Source organism: Nocardia asteroides (assembly GCA_019930625.1).
In the GTDB taxonomy this organism is placed as follows: Bacteria; Actinomycetota; Actinomycetes; order Mycobacteriales; family Mycobacteriaceae; genus Nocardia; species Nocardia sputi.
Map to the genome: position 1 here is coordinate 1,380,033 of CP082844.1, position 16,276 is coordinate 1,396,308.

Consider the following 16,276-nt stretch of genomic DNA (forward strand, 5'->3'; position numbering starts at 1 on the left):
GCCCACCTCACGGTGGGCCGGCTTCCGGTTCGAAATGTGCTGCCGGGTGGCCGGACTCAGAAGTCCATGCCGCCCATGCCACCGGTCGGGTCGCCGGCGGGAGCGGCGGCCTTCTCCGGCTTGTCGGCGACAACGGCCTCCGTGGTCAGGAACAGGGCCGCGATCGAGGCCGCGTTCTGCAGCGCCGAGCGGGTGACCTTGACCGGGTCGGCGACGCCGGCGGCCAGCAGGTCCTCGTACTCGCCCGAGTCGGCGTTCAGGCCGTGACCCGCGGGCAGGTTGGAGACCTTCTCGGCGACGACGCCGGGCTCGAGGCCCGCGTTGAACGCGATCTGCTTCAGCGGAGCCGACAGCGCGACCCGGACGATGTTCGCGCCGGTGGCCTCGTCACCGGTGAGCTTCAGCTCGTCCAGCGCCGGAGCCGACTGCAGCAGGGCGACGCCACCACCGGCGACGATGCCCTCCTCGACGGCGGCCTTCGCGTTGCGGACGGCGTCCTCGATGCGGTGCTTGCGCTCCTTGAGCTCCACCTCGGTGGCCGCGCCCGCCTTGATCACCGCGACACCGCCGGCCAGCTTGGCCAAGCGCTCCTGCAGCTTCTCGCGGTCGTAGTCCGAGTCGGAGTTCTCGATCTCGGTGCGGATCTGCGCGACCCGGCCCTTGATGGCCTCCGGGTCACCCGCGCCCTCGACGATGGTGGTCTCGTCCTTGGTGACGACGACCTTGCGCGCCTGACCGAGCAGCTCGAGACCGGCGTTCTCCAGCGAGAGACCGACCTCTTCGGTGATGACCTCGCCACCGGTCAGGATGCCGATGTCGGCCAGCTGCGCCTTACGGCGGTCGCCGAAGCCGGGCGCCTTGACGGCGACGGACTTGAAGGTGCCGCGGATCTTGTTCACGACCAGGGTCGACAGGGCCTCGCCCTCGACGTCCTCGGCGATGATCAGCAGCGGCTTGCCCGCCTGGATGACCTTCTCCAGCAGCGGCAGCAGGTCCTTGACGGTGGAGACCTTGGAGCCGACCAGCAGGATGTACGGGTCCTCGAGGACCGCTTCCTGACGCTCCGGGTCGGTGACGAAGTAACCGGAGATGTAGCCCTTGTCGAAGCGCATACCCTCGGTCAGCTCCAGCTGGAGGCCGAAGGTGTTGCTCTCCTCGACGGTGATGACGCCTTCCTTGCCGACCTTGTCCATGGCCTCGGCGATCAGCTCACCGATGGACGAGTCGCCCGCCGAGATGCCCGCGGTAGCAGCGATCTGCTCCTTGGTGTCGATCTCCTTGGCGGTGTCGAGCAGCTTGGCGGTGACGGCCTCGACGGCCTTCTCGATGCCCCGCTTCAGGCCCAGCGGGTTCGCGCCGGCCGCGACGTTGCGCAGACCCTCGCGCACCAGCGCCTGGGCGAGCACGGTGGCGGTGGTGGTGCCGTCGCCCGCGACGTCGTCGGTCTTCTTGGCGACTTCCTTGACCAGCTCGGCGCCGATCTTCTCGTACGGGTCCTCCAGCTCGATCTCCTTGGCGATGGACACACCATCGTTGGTGATCGTGGGAGCGCCCCACTTCTTCTCCAGGACAACGTTGCGACCCTTGGGGCCCAGCGTCACCTTGACCGCGTCGGCGAGGCTGTTGAGACCCCGCTCGAGGCCGCGGCGGGCCTCTTCGTCATACGCAATTGTCTTGGCCATGGCGTTGTTGAGATCCTCCATGTGTATGGCTGACACACAGGACGACCGCTGGTTGGGTCGCCCCAGTTACGCTGGCCAGGTTCGGTGCCCGCGACGGACGACCGAGGGTGTCGATGGAACCCGGTCTCACCGTCCCGACCTGGCACTCACAGGTCGAGAGTGCCAAAAGCATTTTTAGCACTCGATGGTGGCGAGTGCAAGGTCCCCCGGCGCCGCCGCGCCGGTCAATACCGGTCGTCGACGCGCAGGACCAGCGCGACGAAGGCGTCGGTGCGGCGTTCCTCGGGCGTGCGGGGCTCCCCGCCCTCGACGGTGACGAGCTCGGCGTCGTGCAGCAGCAACTCCGCCTCCACGCGCATGATGGCGCGGATGAAGGGCGGCGCGACGTCGGGCGGCAGGTCGCCGTTCACCACGTAGCTGCCGTCCGGTTGGGACTCGGTGGACACATACGAAAGCGCGCGCAGCAGATCTGCGCGCCGTTCCCCCGCTATTAGGTCGGAATCCGTTTCATCCGCCATTGCTATAGCTTAGCCGCCAGCGGTTCGCCTCTGCCCGACCTACGATTCGCCCGCTCCGGCGCCGACGGCGAAAGCGCAGTTCAGAACGCCGCCTCGGGGACCTTCGGCATTCCGACGCCGCGCCCGCACGGCCGTGGCGGCGTAGATTCCGGGTGCGACCATGATCAACCCGATCCCGAGAGGGGAGCCGGTGACCGCCCTGCCGTTCGATTCGCTGTACCGCCACGGATTCGCGCGGGTGGCGGTCGCGGTACCCCGGGTACGGGTGGCCGACCCCGCCTACAACGTGGAGCAGACCGTGGAACTGGCCGCCCAGGCCGCGTCCGCGGGCGCCGTGCTGACGGTGTTCCCCGAGCTGGGCTTGTCCTCCTACACCGCCGACGACCTGTTCCACCAGGACGCGCTGGACGCGGCGGTCGAAGCGGCGCTCGCCAGGCTCGTCGCGGCCAGCACGGACCTCGACACGGTTCTCGTGGTGGGCGCCCCGGTACGGGCCCAAGGCAGGTTGTTCAACTGCGCGATCGCGATCTGCCGGGGCCTCGTGCTCGGCGTCGCGCCGAAGAGCTACCTGCCGAACTATCGCGAGTTCTACGAGAAGCGCCAGTTCGCTGCGGCGCGGGAAGCGCTGGAGGATCACATCACCGTCGCCGGGCATCGAGCGCCGTTCGGCTCCGATCTGCTGTTCCGCGCGACCAACCTGGAGGACTTCGTCTTCCATCTGGAGATCTGCGAGGACGGGTGGGTTCCGTTGCCGCCGAGCGGCTTCGCCGCGCTGGCCGGTGCGACCGTGCTGGTCAACCTGTCCGCGAGCAATATCGTGATCGGGAAGGCGGACTACCGCCGGTCGCTGTGCACCTCCCATTCGGCGCGCTACCTCGCCGCGTATCTGTATTCCGCCGCCGGGACCGGCGAGTCCACCACCGACCTCGCCTGGGACGGGCAGGCGGTGATCTGCGAGAACGGTGATCTGCTCGCGGAGGGCGAGCGGTTCGCCGATCATCCCCAGCTGGTCACCGCCGACCTGGACTTGCGCCGCCTCGCCGCGGATCGCCTGCGCACCACAGCCTTCGCCGACAACGTGCACGACCACCGCGACCGGCTGGTCACGATGCGACGCATCGACGTGCGGCTGCCGGTCCCCGAGGAGCCGGTCACACTGCGCCGCGAGATCGAGCGCTTCCCCTACGTCCCCGCCGACCCGGCCGTACGCAACGAGCGCTGCGCCGAGGTGCACCACATTCAGGTCGAGGGCCTGAGCACGCGGTTGCGCTCCACCGGCCTCGAGCGCGTGGTGATCGGAGTATCCGGCGGATTGGACTCCACCCAGGCGCTGATCGTGGCGGCCAAGACCATGGACCGGCTCGGCCTGCCGCGGGCGAACGTCTTGGCCTACACCATGCCCGGATTCGCGACCAGCACCAGGACCAGGACCGACGCGCACCGCCTGATGGCCGCCCTCGGCGTCACGGCACGCGAGATCGACATCCGGCCCTCGGCCACGCAGATGCTGCGCGACCTCGGCCACCCCGCGGCCGACGGGACGCCGCAGTACGACATCACCTACGAGAACGTGCAGGCGGGCGAGCGGACCTCGCATCTGTTCCGGCTGGCCAACATGCACGGCGCGCTCGTCGTCGGCACCGGGGACCTGAGCGAACTCGCGCTCGGCTGGTGCACCTTCGGCGTCGGGGACCACATGGCGCACTACAGCGTGAACGCCTCGGTACCCAAGACCCTGATCAAGTACCTGATCGCCTGGGCGGTGGACACCGATCAGCTCGGGCCCGAAGCGGGTGCGGTGCTGTCGTCGATTCTGCGCACCGAGATCTCCCCCGAGCTGATCCCGCATGCCGACTCCTCCGCGCCGGCCCAGAGTTCCGAGGCTACGGTCGGCCCGTACGAGTTGCAGGACTTCCACCTCTACTACGTGCTGCGCTTCGGCTACCGGCCCAGTCGCGTCGCCTACCTGGCCAGGCACGCCTGGTCCGATCCCGCGACCGGCCGCTGGCCCGATCTCGTCCCCGCCGACCAGCGCAACGCCTACGACCTCGCCACAATCAAGCACTGGCTGGGCGAGTTCTTGCTGCGCTTCGTGCAGACCAGCCAGTTCAAGCGCTCGACGCTGCCGAACGCGCCCAAGGTCGGCTCCGGCGGTTCGCTCTCGCCGCGCGGCGATTGGCGAGCGCCGAGCGACGCCTCGGCGGCGGCCTGGCTGGAGGAGCTCGCCCGCAACGTGCCGGACGCCTGACCCGGCGAAGGGTTCGACGCCCCGGCGTCGGCCGGATGCGCCCTGCCTATGGTGGCTGGGTGAGTGAAAAACCCGGCTGGGATGCCATCGATGAGGCGTTGCGGCCGCTGTACGGCGATATCGAGCCCTTCCACTGGGCGTCCGACCAACCGTGGTCTCTCGGCGGGTCCGACCCGCTCGACGGGATCAGCGCCTACGCCCGCACCGAACCGGTGCCGCACTGGCACTACATCAGCTACGGCATGACCGAGCTGTACGAGAAGGAATGGGACAACCCGGCGGAGTCGGGGTGGGGCTTCGAGTTCACCTTCCGCTTGGCACGCAGGCCCGACGAGACCGAACCGCCGGTGTGGCCGACGAACTTCGTGCAGAACCTCGCCCGCTACGTCTTCCAGTCGGGCAAGTGGTTCGAGCCCGGACACACCATCAAAGCGAACGGGCCGATCGCGGCGGGACGTGCCGACTGCACCAATCACGCCGTCTGCTTCGCGGTCGACCCGGAACTGGGCAGCATCCACACCCCGCACGGCCGCGTCCTGTTCTTGCAGATCGTCGGGCTGACCATGCGGGAATACCGAGCCGCGCAAGGTGGGCGCGCCCTTTCTCTGCTCGCCGAACTCCAACCGCGGCTTCCCCTGTACGTCACCGATATCCACCGCGAGCCTTTGATCACCGAGCCGAAGCCGCAAGCTCGATGGCCGCGCTGGGGAGGCGGCCTGGCGGGGCGAGGGTGATCAAGCCGCGTGCATCATCCGTCGTTCGACCGGAGCGCGCCGGGGCGGCCCGGCGCTCCACGCTCCTCGGGTGCGCAGCGCCCGGCGACGGCGCACCCGTGCGCTGTGCGCGCCACGCATCCCGTTGACGGCGTTGCGTATTCGGTGACCGGAATCCGCTCGCAAAGACTCGGTGATCACCAGTAGGGCCACCGTGACAGCGAGTACGATCCCCGCGCGGAGCTTCCCGCCGCTCATCGGGGATCAGGATTGCCCGGAGGTGAACGTCGCGAGCAGCTCGCCCAAATGCAACTCGGCCCTGGCCTTGTCGACGCCGAGATCGCTGAGCAGACCGGCGCCGTTCTCCTGTTCCAGCAGCGCGAGCAGGACGTGCTCGGTGCCGATGTAGTTGTGCCCGAGGCGAAGCGCCTCGCGGAAGGTGAGCTCGAGTACTTTCTTGGCGTCCGTGCCGAACGGGATGAGCGTGGGGACCTCCCCCTCGCTCGGCGGCAGGGACGCCGACGCCGCGGCGGATAGCACATCGAGGGAGACGCCCTGGTGGACGAGCTCGTGCACCGCGAGTCCCTCCGGTTCCGTGAGCAGTCCCAGCACCACGTGCCCGAGCGCGATCTCCTGGTTGCCCGCGGTGCGCGCGGCCTCCTGCGCCGCCATCACGACCGCGCGCGCCCGCGGGGTGAACCGCGCGAAGCCCGCGTTCGGGTCCATGGCCGAGGCGGCGGCCGGATCGGGCGCTTTGGGCACGAACCGCTTCTGCGCGGCCTGTTTGCTGACGCCCATGCTCGCGCCGATGTCGGTCCACGAGGCGCCGGAGCGACGGGCTTGGTCCACGAAGTGGCCGATCAAGTGGTCGGCCACCTCGTCGAGGTGATTGGCCACGACGACGGCGTCGGACAGCTGCTCGAGCACGTTGTCGGGGCGGGCTTTCTTGATGCCTTCGATCAAATCGTCGAGGCGGAATTGTGAGGTCATGCGTCAACCATAGGTTGACGACAGCGCGTCGTCAACCAGTAGTTGACGATTGCCGCCTCAGGGTCGGGCAGCCCAGACCGCGCTGCGCACAATCCGCTCCTTCACCCATGCGCCCGTCCGTCCGGTCAGCACGATCCGGGCAGGAGTGTCGTCGGCGTGCACGGCCTGGACTACCGCGTCGCGCCGCCCGAGGCTGATGCACTGCAGCACATAGCGGAACCGCAGCGGCGCGGGCTCGCGGCCGCGTATCCGGGCGACGGCGGCGTCGGCCGCGTGCTTGCCGGTGGGCAGGGCCGTAGCACAAGCCATGCGCAGGTCACGCCCGCCCGGTCCCGCGATGACGGCCGCGTCCCCCGCCGCGTAGATGTCCGGGTGCGACACCGAACGCAGGGTGACGTCGGTCAGCACCCGGCCGTCGGAATCCACCGCCAAGCCGGCGCGCGCGGCGAGGGCGGGCACGCGAAAACCGGTGGTCCACACAGTGGTAGCGGCCTCGACCAGCGAACCGTCCGCCAAGCGCGGCCCCTCGGGCGAAACCTCGATCACCTTGGCGCCGGACCGGATCTCGACCCCCAGACGTTCCAAGGTCCGCCTGATGTGCGCCTGCGCCCGCGCCGAGAGCCAGGCGCCCGGTTCCTCCGAGCCGAGCAACAGCACCTTGGTCCCCGGGTGCGACTCGGCCAGTTCCGCCGCCAGTTCGATCCCCGTCGCCCCGGCCCCGACGATCGCCACGGGTCCGCGGACAGCCGACAGCGCGTGCACGTCTTCTTGCGTCGCGACCGAATACGCGTGCTCCGCCACGCCGGGGACGCTCTCGGCATCGGCGACGCTGCCGAGAGCGTAGATCAGGATGTCGTAGTCGAGGGCGGGTGCCACGTCGAGCACCACGCGCTTCGCAGCCGTGTCGACGTCCGTCGCCATGGCGCGCACGAAACCGATCTTCTTGCTTTCCAGCGCTTCCCGCAGATCCCACGAGGAAATCCGTTGCCCTGCCGCCTGCTGGTGCAGTCGTACTCGCTCGACGAACGACTCGTGAGCGTCCACCACGGTGATCCGCGCGCCCCGCGCCGTGCGAGCGAGCCTGCGTGCCGCCGCCAACCCCGCGTACCCCGCGCCGAGAACAACGATCCGATGCTGTCCGGTCATGATGTGGCTCCTTTCGATCGGCCATCACCCTTCAGACCGGACAGGCCCCCCGATCCTGACAACCCCGGCGGTGAAGCGCGTCACAGCCGGTGGTGGCGCCGGTCGGGCAGCGCGCCGACGCCGCCATCCGGCCCGCTCGACTCGGCGAAGTAGGACAATTTGTCCGGATTGACGATCAACCGCAGCGCGGTGACCACGCCGTCGGCCACATCGATGCCCATCACGAGCAGTGGCGCGCCGTCCACGCGCGCGACCACGGCGGGCGCGCCGTTGACCTCTTCCACCAGCAGCCGCATTCCCGGCACCTCCCAGCGCAACAGGCCCGCCAGGTAGCGCGCCACATTGTTCGCGCCGTGCACCGGGCGCCGTGCCGCGTTGATCTTGCCGCCGCCGTCGGCCGTCGCGCTCACGTCGGCGGCGAGCAACCGCTCCAGCGACTCGACATCACCTTCGCGTGCCGCCTTCGTGAACCGTTCGACCAGTTCGCGGGCATGCTCGGCCGAAATATCGAAGCGCGCCTTGCCTTCTCGCACGCGCAGGCCCGCCCGGCGGAAGATCTGCTGGGAGTTGGTCTCGGTCACGTCGAGCATGTCGGCGATCTCGCGGTGCGCGTACCCGAATGCCTCGCGCAGCACGAAGACGGCGCGCTCGATCGGGGTCAGCCGCTCCAGCGCGGTCAGCAGCGCGAGGGAGACCAGTTCGCGCTCTTCGACGGTCTCCAGCGGACCGAGTTCACCGCGCGCGGTCGGCACCGGCTCCGGCAGCCATGGGCCGACGTAGCTCTCCCGCCTGGCCCGCGCCGAAACCAGCCAGGTACGACAGATATTCACCAGCACGGTGGTCAACCACGCCTCGGCGGAGCGGATATTGCCGCGGTCGGCGCCGTCCCAGCGCAGATAGGTCTCCTGCACCGCGTCCTCGGCCTCACCCGCCGCGCCGAGCATTCGATAGGCGAGCGCGAACAGCCGCGGCCGATGCTCTTCGAATTCCCGCAGCCCGTCCGGCTCCATCGCTGTCCCGCCTCCCCGAGTATTCAGGCCGTGCCGGTCACTGCCGCGAGATTCGCGTGCAGCTCCCGCGTTCGGTGCCGCTCAGCTCTGGGCGTACCCGATGAGTCACCCATGTGCTCACGAATGCAATTGTTACCCGCTAGATGCCGGTTCCCGGCGGTGGGTGGCCGTTCTAGCGTTGCTTCGCACCAGGTCGGCGCAGGCGCAGACGAGCCGAGGAGCCACGAATGGCCGGACGCCGGATCGCGGGCAGCCGCCGGTTCGCCCGTCGTTGCGCACGCCGCTCGGCGGGCTTGTGGGTCCAGGTCTCCGGGCGCGCGGCCACCCAGCGCTGGGAATGCCAGGCGAAGGGGATGTGCCCCAGATACAGCGCGACCAGCACCAGCAGCAGCACGATCGGATAGGTGACCAGCGCCGCCGCGGCGAGCGCGACCAGCACCAGCAGCCCGGCCGCGGCCTGCGGGGCCACCGAGACCGACTTCATGGCCAGCGTCGGGATGGTGCTGACGCACAGCGCGGCCGCGAACACCGTCCACGCCGCGACCTCGTAGAAGCCGACCCACCAGCCGTCACCGAACTGCACGAGCAGCGCGACCGGCACCATCGCGATGAGCGCGCCCGCCGGAGCGGGCACGCCGACGAAGTACTCCCGCGCCCAGTCCGGCCGGGTGTCGTCGTCCATCAAAGTGTTGAACCGGGCCAGGCGCAGCACGATGCTGACCGCGAACAGCAGTGCGACGATCCATCCCACGCTGTTGCTGCTGAGCAGGGTCACATACAGCACAAGCGCGGGCGCGACGCCGAAGGAGATGGCGTCCGACAGCGAATCCAGCTCGGCGCCCATCTTCGTGGTGGCGTCGAGCATCCTGGCCAGTCTGCCGTCGAGGGTGTCCAGCACCGCTGCCGCGCCGATCATGGCCAGCGCGATACCGAGCTTGCCGTCGAGGCCGAACTTCACCGCCGACAGCCCGGAGCACAGCGCCAGGATGGTGACGATGCTGGGCAGCAGCCGGATGCTTCGCCGCCTGCGCCGCTGGGTGGGTACCGCCGCCTCCATCACGCGTCAGCGGGTGAGCCGAGCACGGCGAGCACGGTCTCGCCGCCGATGGTGCGCTGGCCGGGCTGTACGAGCAGTTCGGTGCCGGGCGGGAAGTACGTATCGACCCGCGAGCCGAAGCGGATCAGTCCATAGGTGTCGGCGATGGTCAGCACGTCACCGACCTGGGCGTCGCAGACGATGCGGCGCGCGAGGAGCCCGGCGATCTGCACCACGACGATCCGTTCGCCCTCCGGGGTCTCCAGGACCATGCTGTTGCGCTCGTTCACCGAGCTCGCCTCGGGCAGGTCCGCGGAACGGAACTGACCGGGCTGGTGCAGCACGGTTCGCACTGTGCCGGAAACCGGCGTCCGCTGCACGTGGACGTCGAGCACGGACAAGAAGATGCTGACCCGGGGCAGCGGTTGATCGCCGAGACCCAGCTCGGCGGGGGGAGCGGCGGTGTCGACCAAGGCGATCTCGCCGTCGGCGGGGGCCACCACGACGCCAGGCCGGTTCGGCGGCACGCGATGCGGGTGGCGGAAGAACGTCGCGCAGGCAGCCGCGGCGAACAAGCCCGTACGCCGCACCCACTTGCGCTTGCCGCCGACCACGGCGACCGCGATGGGTGCGGCGACGAACGGAAGCCCGGCGGGATGCAACGGAGGGATCGCATTGCGGACCAGATCGACGACGTGGCCGACTCCGGTTCGTTCAGGCGTGCCGGGCGGGGTGGGACGGCGGGCCACAGGCTCCTCTTTCGTGCTCGATGCAGACGGATTGCGCCCCTCAACGATAGGACCGGCGCAAGCGTTCACACCTTACGGGAAGGGAGCCTGTGGCACGCGAGGTCAGGACCTGACGCGGGAGCCCATGACCAGCCGAACCAGGAACAGCAAGATGATCGCGCCACCCAGGCAGGTGAAGAAGCTGAACCAGAGTCCGGCGCCCTCGACATCGACTCCGAACAGCCTCAGCAGGAACCCACCGAGCAGGCCACCGATCACCCCGACGACGATATTCAGCAGAATGCCCTGCTGCGCGTCCGTCTTCATGATCTTGCTGGCGATCCATCCGGCGAGACCGCCGATGATGATCCATCCGATAATCCCGAGACCGAGCATGGTGTCCTCGCATCCTAGTTGGGCCACGCCTCGTGCAGCGGTGGCGTGCGTCGGGGGAGATACCCACCGATTGTCGAAATACGCGCGGCAAATGAGCGACTTTCGGGCTAATATGAGGAGGCCTCATGTCTATCCACCGATGGACAGTGGCTGATGAGGGACCGATTTCGATGCTTCGGGGAACACCCGGCGGCGCCGCCGCAGGTACATAGGAGACGCAGATGGCTGCTCGAATCGCCCAGACCACCGGGGCAGAGCACACGGCGATCCTCGGGCTCGGCGTTTACCGCCCTGCTCGAGTGGTCACCAACGACGAGGTGGCGGGTCCGATCAACTCGAGCGACGAGTGGATCAGGACCAGATCGGGCATCAAGACCCGGCGGTTCGCCGACGAATCGGAGACGATTCAGAGTATGAGCGTCGCGGCTTCGCGCGGCGCGCTGGAATCTTCGGGCATCGCGGTCGACCAAGTCGATTGCGTGATCGTTGCTACCTCCACCCATCTGTTGCTGACCCCGGCCGCTGCCCCGCGCATCGCCACCGAGCTCGGCATGAACGGCGCCGCCGCCTTCGACGTCTCGGCCGGTTGCGCGGGTTTCTGTCACTCGATCGCGCTGGCGTCGGATCTGGTCCGGGCCGGTACCGCCGCGCACGTGCTCGTGATCGGTGTGGAGAAACTGACGAACACGGTCAACCCCACCGACCGCTCCACCGCCTTCCTCTTCGCCGACGGCGCGGGCGCGGTGATCGTCGGCCCCTCCGACGAGCCGGGCATCGGCCCCACCGTATGGGGCTCGGACGGCACCCAGCATCACGCCATCCGGCAGGACAAGGACTGGATGGAGTACTTCCACGAGATCGACGAGAAGGGCTTGGACGCAGTGCGGCCCTATCTGGCCATGGAGGGCACCGCGGTGTTCCGGTGGGCCGCGCACTCGTTGGAGAAGGTGTGCCGCGACGCCATCGACCGCGCCGGTCTGTCCCCAGAGGACCTGGACGCGATGATCCCGCACCAGGCCAACGGCCGGATCATCGAGATCATGGCCCGGGTGCTGAAGCTGCCGGAGCACTGCGCGCTCGCCAACGACATCGAGGAGGCGGGCAACACCTCCGCCGCCTCGATCCCGCTGGCCATGGAAGGGCTCCTGCGCAAGGGCGAGTCGAAGCCGGGTGACACGGCGCTGCTCATCGCGTTCGGTGCGGGTCTGTCCTACGCGGCCCAGGTCGTCAACCTGCCCAACTGGAAGTAGCTCACGCGAACAGCTCCGCCCTCCCGGTCGCTCGCCGCGGTGCCGGTCACGGCTTCGGCGTGACCGGCACCGCGGCGAGCGACCGCGTGCGCTCAGGCGCCGGTCTCGACCGCCTTCTTGATCTTGCCCAGCGTCTCGTTCATGCCGCGCACCAGATCTTCCTCGAACGAGGCCTCGCCACCGAGCGCTACATCGATCCCTTTGCGGGAAAACCAGGTGGTGCCGTTGGGCACATCCCGCCGCTCGATCAGCCGCGTGCCGGATTCGGTCGGCTCCAGGGTGTAGCTCCACACCGTCCGGTTCTCGTTGACCTTGAAGGCCCAGGCCTGGTTCGGCTCGAACCGCACGATACGGGCGGTGGTCGGCCAGAATTTCTTGCCGTCCCGGTTGAGGTTGATCGTCCAGGTGCCCGCCGCGGGCCTGCCCAGCGCCACCATGCGGACGCACTGTGGGCTGAACTCCGGCATCCGCTTCAGATCGGCGACCACCGCCCACACCCGCTCCGGGGGCGCGGCGATGTCGATGCTGGCTTCGAGATTTTTCGGCAACGCTGCCTCCGGGTGACGAGCGACGGACCGACGACCATCCGTCCGAGCGCTTACGGTCGATTCGCGCACATTTTAGACGGGAGGACAGTTGCGTCACATTTCCGCTATACGCGCACCGGCCGCTGTAATGAACGGCGCACAATAACGGATAGATGAAGCAACAGACCAACAGACACTGCCTCCGACTTTCGACGTCCCCACGTGAGGTGATCGGCCGTGAAACTGCGCTCCCTGCTGCATCGTCGACCAGCGGACCAGGTTCCGCTACTGCCGGCTATCGAGCCCGAGAACGGGCGAAGAGCCTCCGGCGCCTCGGCGTCCCTGCGCAGCGTCCGCGCGGCCGCGCAGGAAGAACGCCTGGAGCGCCTGCTCACTCCGAGTGAGCTCGATCTCGTCCTGCGTCGTCGGCTCTGAGCTCTGCGCGAACGCCCACGACAGAGCCCGTCCAGAGGCTCCATACTCGTCAGGTGACTTCACCCGCTGCTACGAAACCGGCCATCCTGAGCGTCGATGACGATCCGGGTGTTTCCCGGGCGGTCGTGCGCGACCTGCGCCGCCGTTATGGCGCCGATTACCGGATTCTGCGCGCGGAATCGGGTGCGCAAGCGCTCGACGCGCTTCGCGAGATGAAGCTGCGCGGCCAGCCGGTCGCGGTATTGATCGCCGACTATCGGATGCCGGGCATGGATGGCATCGAGTTCTTGGAGCAGGCCATGGACCTGCACCCCTACGCGCGTCGCGTGCTGCTGACCGCCTATGCCGACACCAATGCCGCGATCGACGCGATCAACGTCGTGGACTTGGACCACTACCTGCTCAAGCCGTGGGATCCGCCGGAGGAGAAGCTCTACCCGGTGCTGGACGGCCTGCTGGAGGCCTGGCGCAGCAGTGAGCATCGTCCGGTCACCGAGACGAAGGTGGTCGGCAATCGCTGGTCGCCGCGCTCGTCGCAGGTGCGGGAGTTCCTCGCCCGCAACCAGCTGCCCTACCGGTGGTACCTGGCCGACGAGCCCGAGGGCGCGCGGCTGCTGGAGGCGGCGGGAGCCGACCCGGAGCGCTGTCCGGTGGTGATCACCTCGGCGGGCGAGGCGCTCGTGCAGCCCACCGACAGCGAACTGGCGCAGAACGTCGGCCTGACCGTCGACCCGGCGGGCGAGTTCTACGACCTGATCGTGGTCGGCGGCGGTCCCGCCGGTCTCGGCGCGGCGGTCTACGGCGCGTCCGAGGGTTTGCGCACGGTGCTCGTGGAGCGGACCGCCACCGGCGGACAGGCCGGGCAGAGTTCGCGCATCGAGAACTATCTCGGCTTCCCCGACGGCCTGTCCGGCGCGCAGCTGGCCGACCGGGCGCGGCGGCAGGCCGCGAAATTCGGCGCGGAGGTGATCACCACCCGCGAGGTGGTCGGGCTGGAGGTCAACGGGTCCGCGCGCACCGTGCGGTTCGCCGACGGCGGCAGCCTGTGCGCGCACACCGTGATCATCGCGACCGGCGTCGACTACCGCCGCCACCCGGCGCCCGGCGTCGACGACTTCACCGGGCGCGGCGTCTACTACGGCTCGGCCATGACCGAGGCCTCCGAGTGCGCCGATCACGAGGTCTACATCGTGGGCGGCGCGAACTCCGCGGGGCAGGCCGCAGTGTTCCTGTCCCGCAACGCGCGCACCGTGCACCTGGTGGTCCGGGCGGATTCGCTGGAACAGTCGATGTCGCACTACCTGATCCAGCAGATCGCGCAGATCGCGAACATCGAGGTGCACACGAACACCGAGGTGATCGCCGCCGACGGTGGCGATCACCTGCAGCAGATCGTGCTGCGCGACAACCGGACCGGAGCCGAGGAGAAGGCCGACGCGGAGCGGCTGTTCCTGTTCATCGGCGCCGCGCCGCAAACCGATTGGCTCGACGGCGTGGTCACGCGCGACAGCGCCGGTTACGTGCTCGCCGGGCCGGACCTCATGGTCGACGGCGCGCGCCCCGCCGGCTGGGAACTACCCCGGCCCCCGCATCATCTCGAGACGAGCGTGCCCGGTGTGTTCGTGGCAGGCGACGTGCACGCCGAATCGGCCAAGCGCGTCGCCTCCGCCGTCGGCGAGGGTGCGATGGCCGTCATGCTCGTGCACCGCTATCTCGCCTGATCAGGAGGCTGCCAGATGACTTCGAACCCGACCGCGGACCGCCGTAGCCGGCTGGTCTGCGACCCCGCCGAGCTGCGCACCTTGTTCCTGTTCGAGAAGCTGAGCGACGAGCAGCTGGCCTGGCTGTGCGCCGACGGCCGGATCGAGACCATCGAGCCGGGGGTCGTCTACCACGAAGGCGAACCGGCCACCTGCCTCTACGTGCTGATGGACGGCGAGGTGGTGCTCACCAAGCAGTCCAGCGGCGCGGAGATCGAGCTGGTCCGCACCGACCACCGCGGCTCATACGCGGGGGCGTGGATGTCCTACATCGGCGACAAGGTCGAGCAGACCTACAACAGCTCGCTGCACGTGACGCGGCCGTCGCGGTTCTACGTGCTCGACGCCGAAGTCTTCGCCCGGATGATGCGCGAGTGGTTCCCGATGGCCGTCCACCTGCTCGAGGGCGCGTTCTTCGGCAGCCGCAACACCAATGCGCGCATCGGTGAGCGCGAACGGCTGCTCGCGCTCGGTTCGCTGTCGGCGGGTCTCACCCACGAGCTGAACAATCCGGCCGCCGCCGCGGTGCGCGCCACCTCGGGTCTGCGCGAGCGGGTCGCGGGCATGCGGCACAAGCTGGCGATGATGGCGGAAGGCAAGTTCGACGCGGCGTCCTTGGGCGCCTTGGTGCGCCTGCAGGAGGAAGCCGCCGCCCAGGTCGCGAAGGCGCCGGAACTCACGCCGATGGAGGCCGCCGACCGGGAGGACCTGCTCGGTGAATGGCTCGAGGAGCACGGGATCGCCGACGGCTGGAACCTCGCGCCGAACTTCGTGCAGGCCGGTTTCGACACCGACTGGCTGGAGCGGGTGGCCGCCACCCTGGAGGGTTCTCCGGAGCAGGTGTTCCAAGGCGCGATCCGCTGGTTGAACTACACCATCGAGACCGAGCTGCTGATGAACGAGATCGCCGACTCGACGACGCGCATCTCCTCGCTGGTCGACGCCGCGAAGCAGTATTCGCAGATGGACCGGGCGCCCTTCCAAGTGGTCGATGTGCACGAACTGCTGGACAGCACGCTGGTGATGCTCAGCCGCAAGATCGGCGACGGGGTGCGCGTGGTCAAGGAGTACGACCGGAGCTTGCCGCAGGTGCCCTGCTACGCGGCCGAACTGAACCAGGTGTGGACCAACCTGATCGACAACGCCGTATACGCGATGAACGGCAGCGGCACGCTGACCATCCGCACCAGGCACGAGAACGACTGCGCGGTCGTGGAGATCGGCGACACCGGGCCGGGTATCCCGCCGGAGGCCCGCAACCGGATCTTCGAACCGTTCTTCACCACCAAGCCGATGGGCGAGGGCACCGGGCTCGGGTTGGACATCTCGTTCCGCATCGTGGTCAACAAGCACAACGGCGACATCCGGGTGGACTCCGAGCCGGGCGACACCAGGTTCACCGTCTGGTTGCCGCTTCGCCGCCCCGAACAAGAGCAGATCGATGCCGTCGCCGCGACGATCACGGAAGGACAGTCATGACCGAGCAAGTCGCGGGCATCGATCCCGCGGTCCCACCCAGCGGCCCCGGTTGCCTGGAGTGCGAGCAGAACAGCGGCTGGTGGGTGCATCTGCGCCGCTGCGCCCAGTGCGGGCATGTCGGCTGCTGCGACACCTCGCCCGCGCAGCACGCGACCCAGCACGCGAAGAGCACCGGACACCCGTTCATCCAGAGTTTCGAGCCGGGCGAGGACTGGTACTACAACTTCGAAACCGAGCAGATGTACACGGACGGACCGGAATTGGCTCCACCGCGCAGTCATCCAGCCGATCAGGGCGCGCCGGGCCCGCGTGGGCGGGTTCCGTCGGATTGGCAGGCACACATCCACTGACCCCGGGA

Annotated in this window: 17 protein-coding genes; 7 read left to right on the forward strand and 10 right to left on the reverse strand. The window is 68.7% G+C overall.

Going from position 1 to position 16,276, the window contains the following annotated elements; translation table 11 throughout:
* Positions 1-56 precede the first annotated feature (56 nt).
* Positions 57-1,682, reverse strand: coding sequence for a chaperonin GroEL (gene groL / locus K8O92_06460; GenBank protein UAK33581.1), 1,626 nt, complete (start codon positions 1,680-1,682; stop codon positions 57-59).
* Positions 1,683-1,906: 224 nt separating this feature from the next.
* Positions 1,907-2,200, reverse strand: a complete 294-nt coding sequence (locus tag K8O92_06465) for a hypothetical protein (protein ID UAK33582.1) — start codon at positions 2,198-2,200, stop codon at positions 1,907-1,909.
* Between the two features lie 160 nt (positions 2,201-2,360).
* Here K8O92_06465 and K8O92_06470 point away from each other — a divergent pair, with 160 nt between their 5' ends.
* Together K8O92_06470 and K8O92_06475 are read left to right on the forward strand one after the other, a co-directional pair.
* Positions 2,361-4,448, forward strand: a complete 2,088-nt coding sequence (locus K8O92_06470) for an NAD(+) synthase (protein UAK33583.1) — start codon at positions 2,361-2,363, stop codon at positions 4,446-4,448.
* A gap of 59 nt (positions 4,449-4,507) precedes the next feature.
* Positions 4,508-5,182 carry a suppressor of fused domain protein gene (locus tag K8O92_06475; GenBank protein UAK33584.1) on the forward strand — a complete coding sequence of 225 codons (675 nt, stop codon included), beginning with the start codon at positions 4,508-4,510 and terminating at the stop codon, positions 5,180-5,182.
* Here K8O92_06475 and K8O92_06480 read toward each other — a convergent pair whose 3' ends face one another.
* From K8O92_06480 to K8O92_06510, 7 genes are all read right to left on the reverse strand, one after another.
* Positions 5,183-5,419 carry a hypothetical protein gene (locus tag K8O92_06480; GenBank protein ID UAK33585.1) on the reverse strand — a complete coding sequence of 79 codons (237 nt, stop codon included), beginning with the start codon at positions 5,417-5,419 and terminating at the stop codon, positions 5,183-5,185. It abuts the gene before it with no gap.
* Between the two features lie 6 nt (positions 5,420-5,425).
* Positions 5,426-6,151: an ATP-dependent Clp protease ATP-binding subunit gene (locus K8O92_06485; GenBank protein UAK33586.1), complete on the reverse strand. Its 726-nt coding sequence runs from the start codon at positions 6,149-6,151 to the stop codon at positions 5,426-5,428.
* Between the two features lie 57 nt (positions 6,152-6,208).
* Positions 6,209-7,297, reverse strand: coding sequence for an FAD-dependent oxidoreductase (locus K8O92_06490; protein UAK33587.1), 1,089 nt, complete (start codon positions 7,295-7,297; stop codon positions 6,209-6,211).
* An 80-nt stretch (positions 7,298-7,377) separates the two neighbouring features.
* Positions 7,378-8,307, reverse strand: a complete 930-nt coding sequence (locus K8O92_06495; protein UAK33588.1) for an RNA polymerase sigma-70 factor — start codon at positions 8,305-8,307, stop codon at positions 7,378-7,380.
* 172 nt (positions 8,308-8,479) lie between these two features.
* A complete protein-coding gene (locus tag K8O92_06500; protein UAK35487.1) occupies positions 8,480-9,364 on the reverse strand; it encodes a phosphatidylcholine/phosphatidylserine synthase in 885 nt (294 codons plus the stop codon).
* Positions 9,364-10,092 (reverse strand): phosphatidylserine decarboxylase, encoded by a 729-nt coding sequence (locus tag K8O92_06505; GenBank protein UAK33589.1) that lies wholly within the window; start codon positions 10,090-10,092, stop codon positions 9,364-9,366. The genes K8O92_06500 and K8O92_06505 overlap by 1 nt, the downstream gene beginning before the upstream one ends.
* Before the next feature lie 102 nt (positions 10,093-10,194).
* Positions 10,195-10,467: a GlsB/YeaQ/YmgE family stress response membrane protein gene (locus K8O92_06510; protein UAK33590.1), complete on the reverse strand. Its 273-nt coding sequence runs from the start codon at positions 10,465-10,467 to the stop codon at positions 10,195-10,197.
* A 221-nt stretch (positions 10,468-10,688) separates the two neighbouring features.
* On the opposite strand from K8O92_06510, the gene K8O92_06515 reads away from it, so the two are divergent.
* Positions 10,689-11,717, forward strand: a complete 1,029-nt coding sequence (locus K8O92_06515; protein ID UAK33591.1) for a ketoacyl-ACP synthase III — start codon at positions 10,689-10,691, stop codon at positions 11,715-11,717.
* 92 nt (positions 11,718-11,809) lie between these two features.
* Here K8O92_06515 and K8O92_06520 read toward each other — a convergent pair whose 3' ends face one another.
* The gene (locus K8O92_06520; protein ID UAK33592.1) at positions 11,810-12,265 is read right to left on the reverse strand and encodes an SRPBCC family protein; all 456 of its coding nucleotides are present in this window, start codon (positions 12,263-12,265) and stop codon (positions 11,810-11,812) included.
* 216 nt (positions 12,266-12,481) lie between these two features.
* On the opposite strand from K8O92_06520, the gene K8O92_06525 reads away from it, so the two are divergent.
* Genes K8O92_06525 through K8O92_06540 form a run of 4 tightly spaced genes read left to right on the forward strand, consistent with a single transcriptional unit; the run spans position 12,482 to position 16,268 of the window.
* On the forward strand, positions 12,482-12,679 hold the full coding sequence (locus tag K8O92_06525) for a hypothetical protein (protein ID UAK33593.1): 198 nt from the start codon (positions 12,482-12,484) through the stop codon (positions 12,677-12,679).
* A 53-nt stretch (positions 12,680-12,732) separates the two neighbouring features.
* Complete coding sequence (locus K8O92_06530; GenBank protein UAK33594.1) at positions 12,733-14,400, forward strand: FAD-dependent oxidoreductase; 1,668 nt, start codon at positions 12,733-12,735, stop codon at positions 14,398-14,400.
* A gap of 15 nt (positions 14,401-14,415) precedes the next feature.
* Complete coding sequence (locus tag K8O92_06535) at positions 14,416-15,918, forward strand: cyclic nucleotide-binding domain-containing protein (GenBank protein UAK33595.1); 1,503 nt, start codon at positions 14,416-14,418, stop codon at positions 15,916-15,918.
* Positions 15,915-16,268, forward strand: a complete 354-nt coding sequence (locus K8O92_06540; protein ID UAK33596.1) for a UBP-type zinc finger domain-containing protein — start codon at positions 15,915-15,917, stop codon at positions 16,266-16,268. The genes K8O92_06535 and K8O92_06540 overlap by 4 nt, the downstream gene beginning before the upstream one ends.
* Positions 16,269-16,276 lie beyond the last annotated feature (8 nt).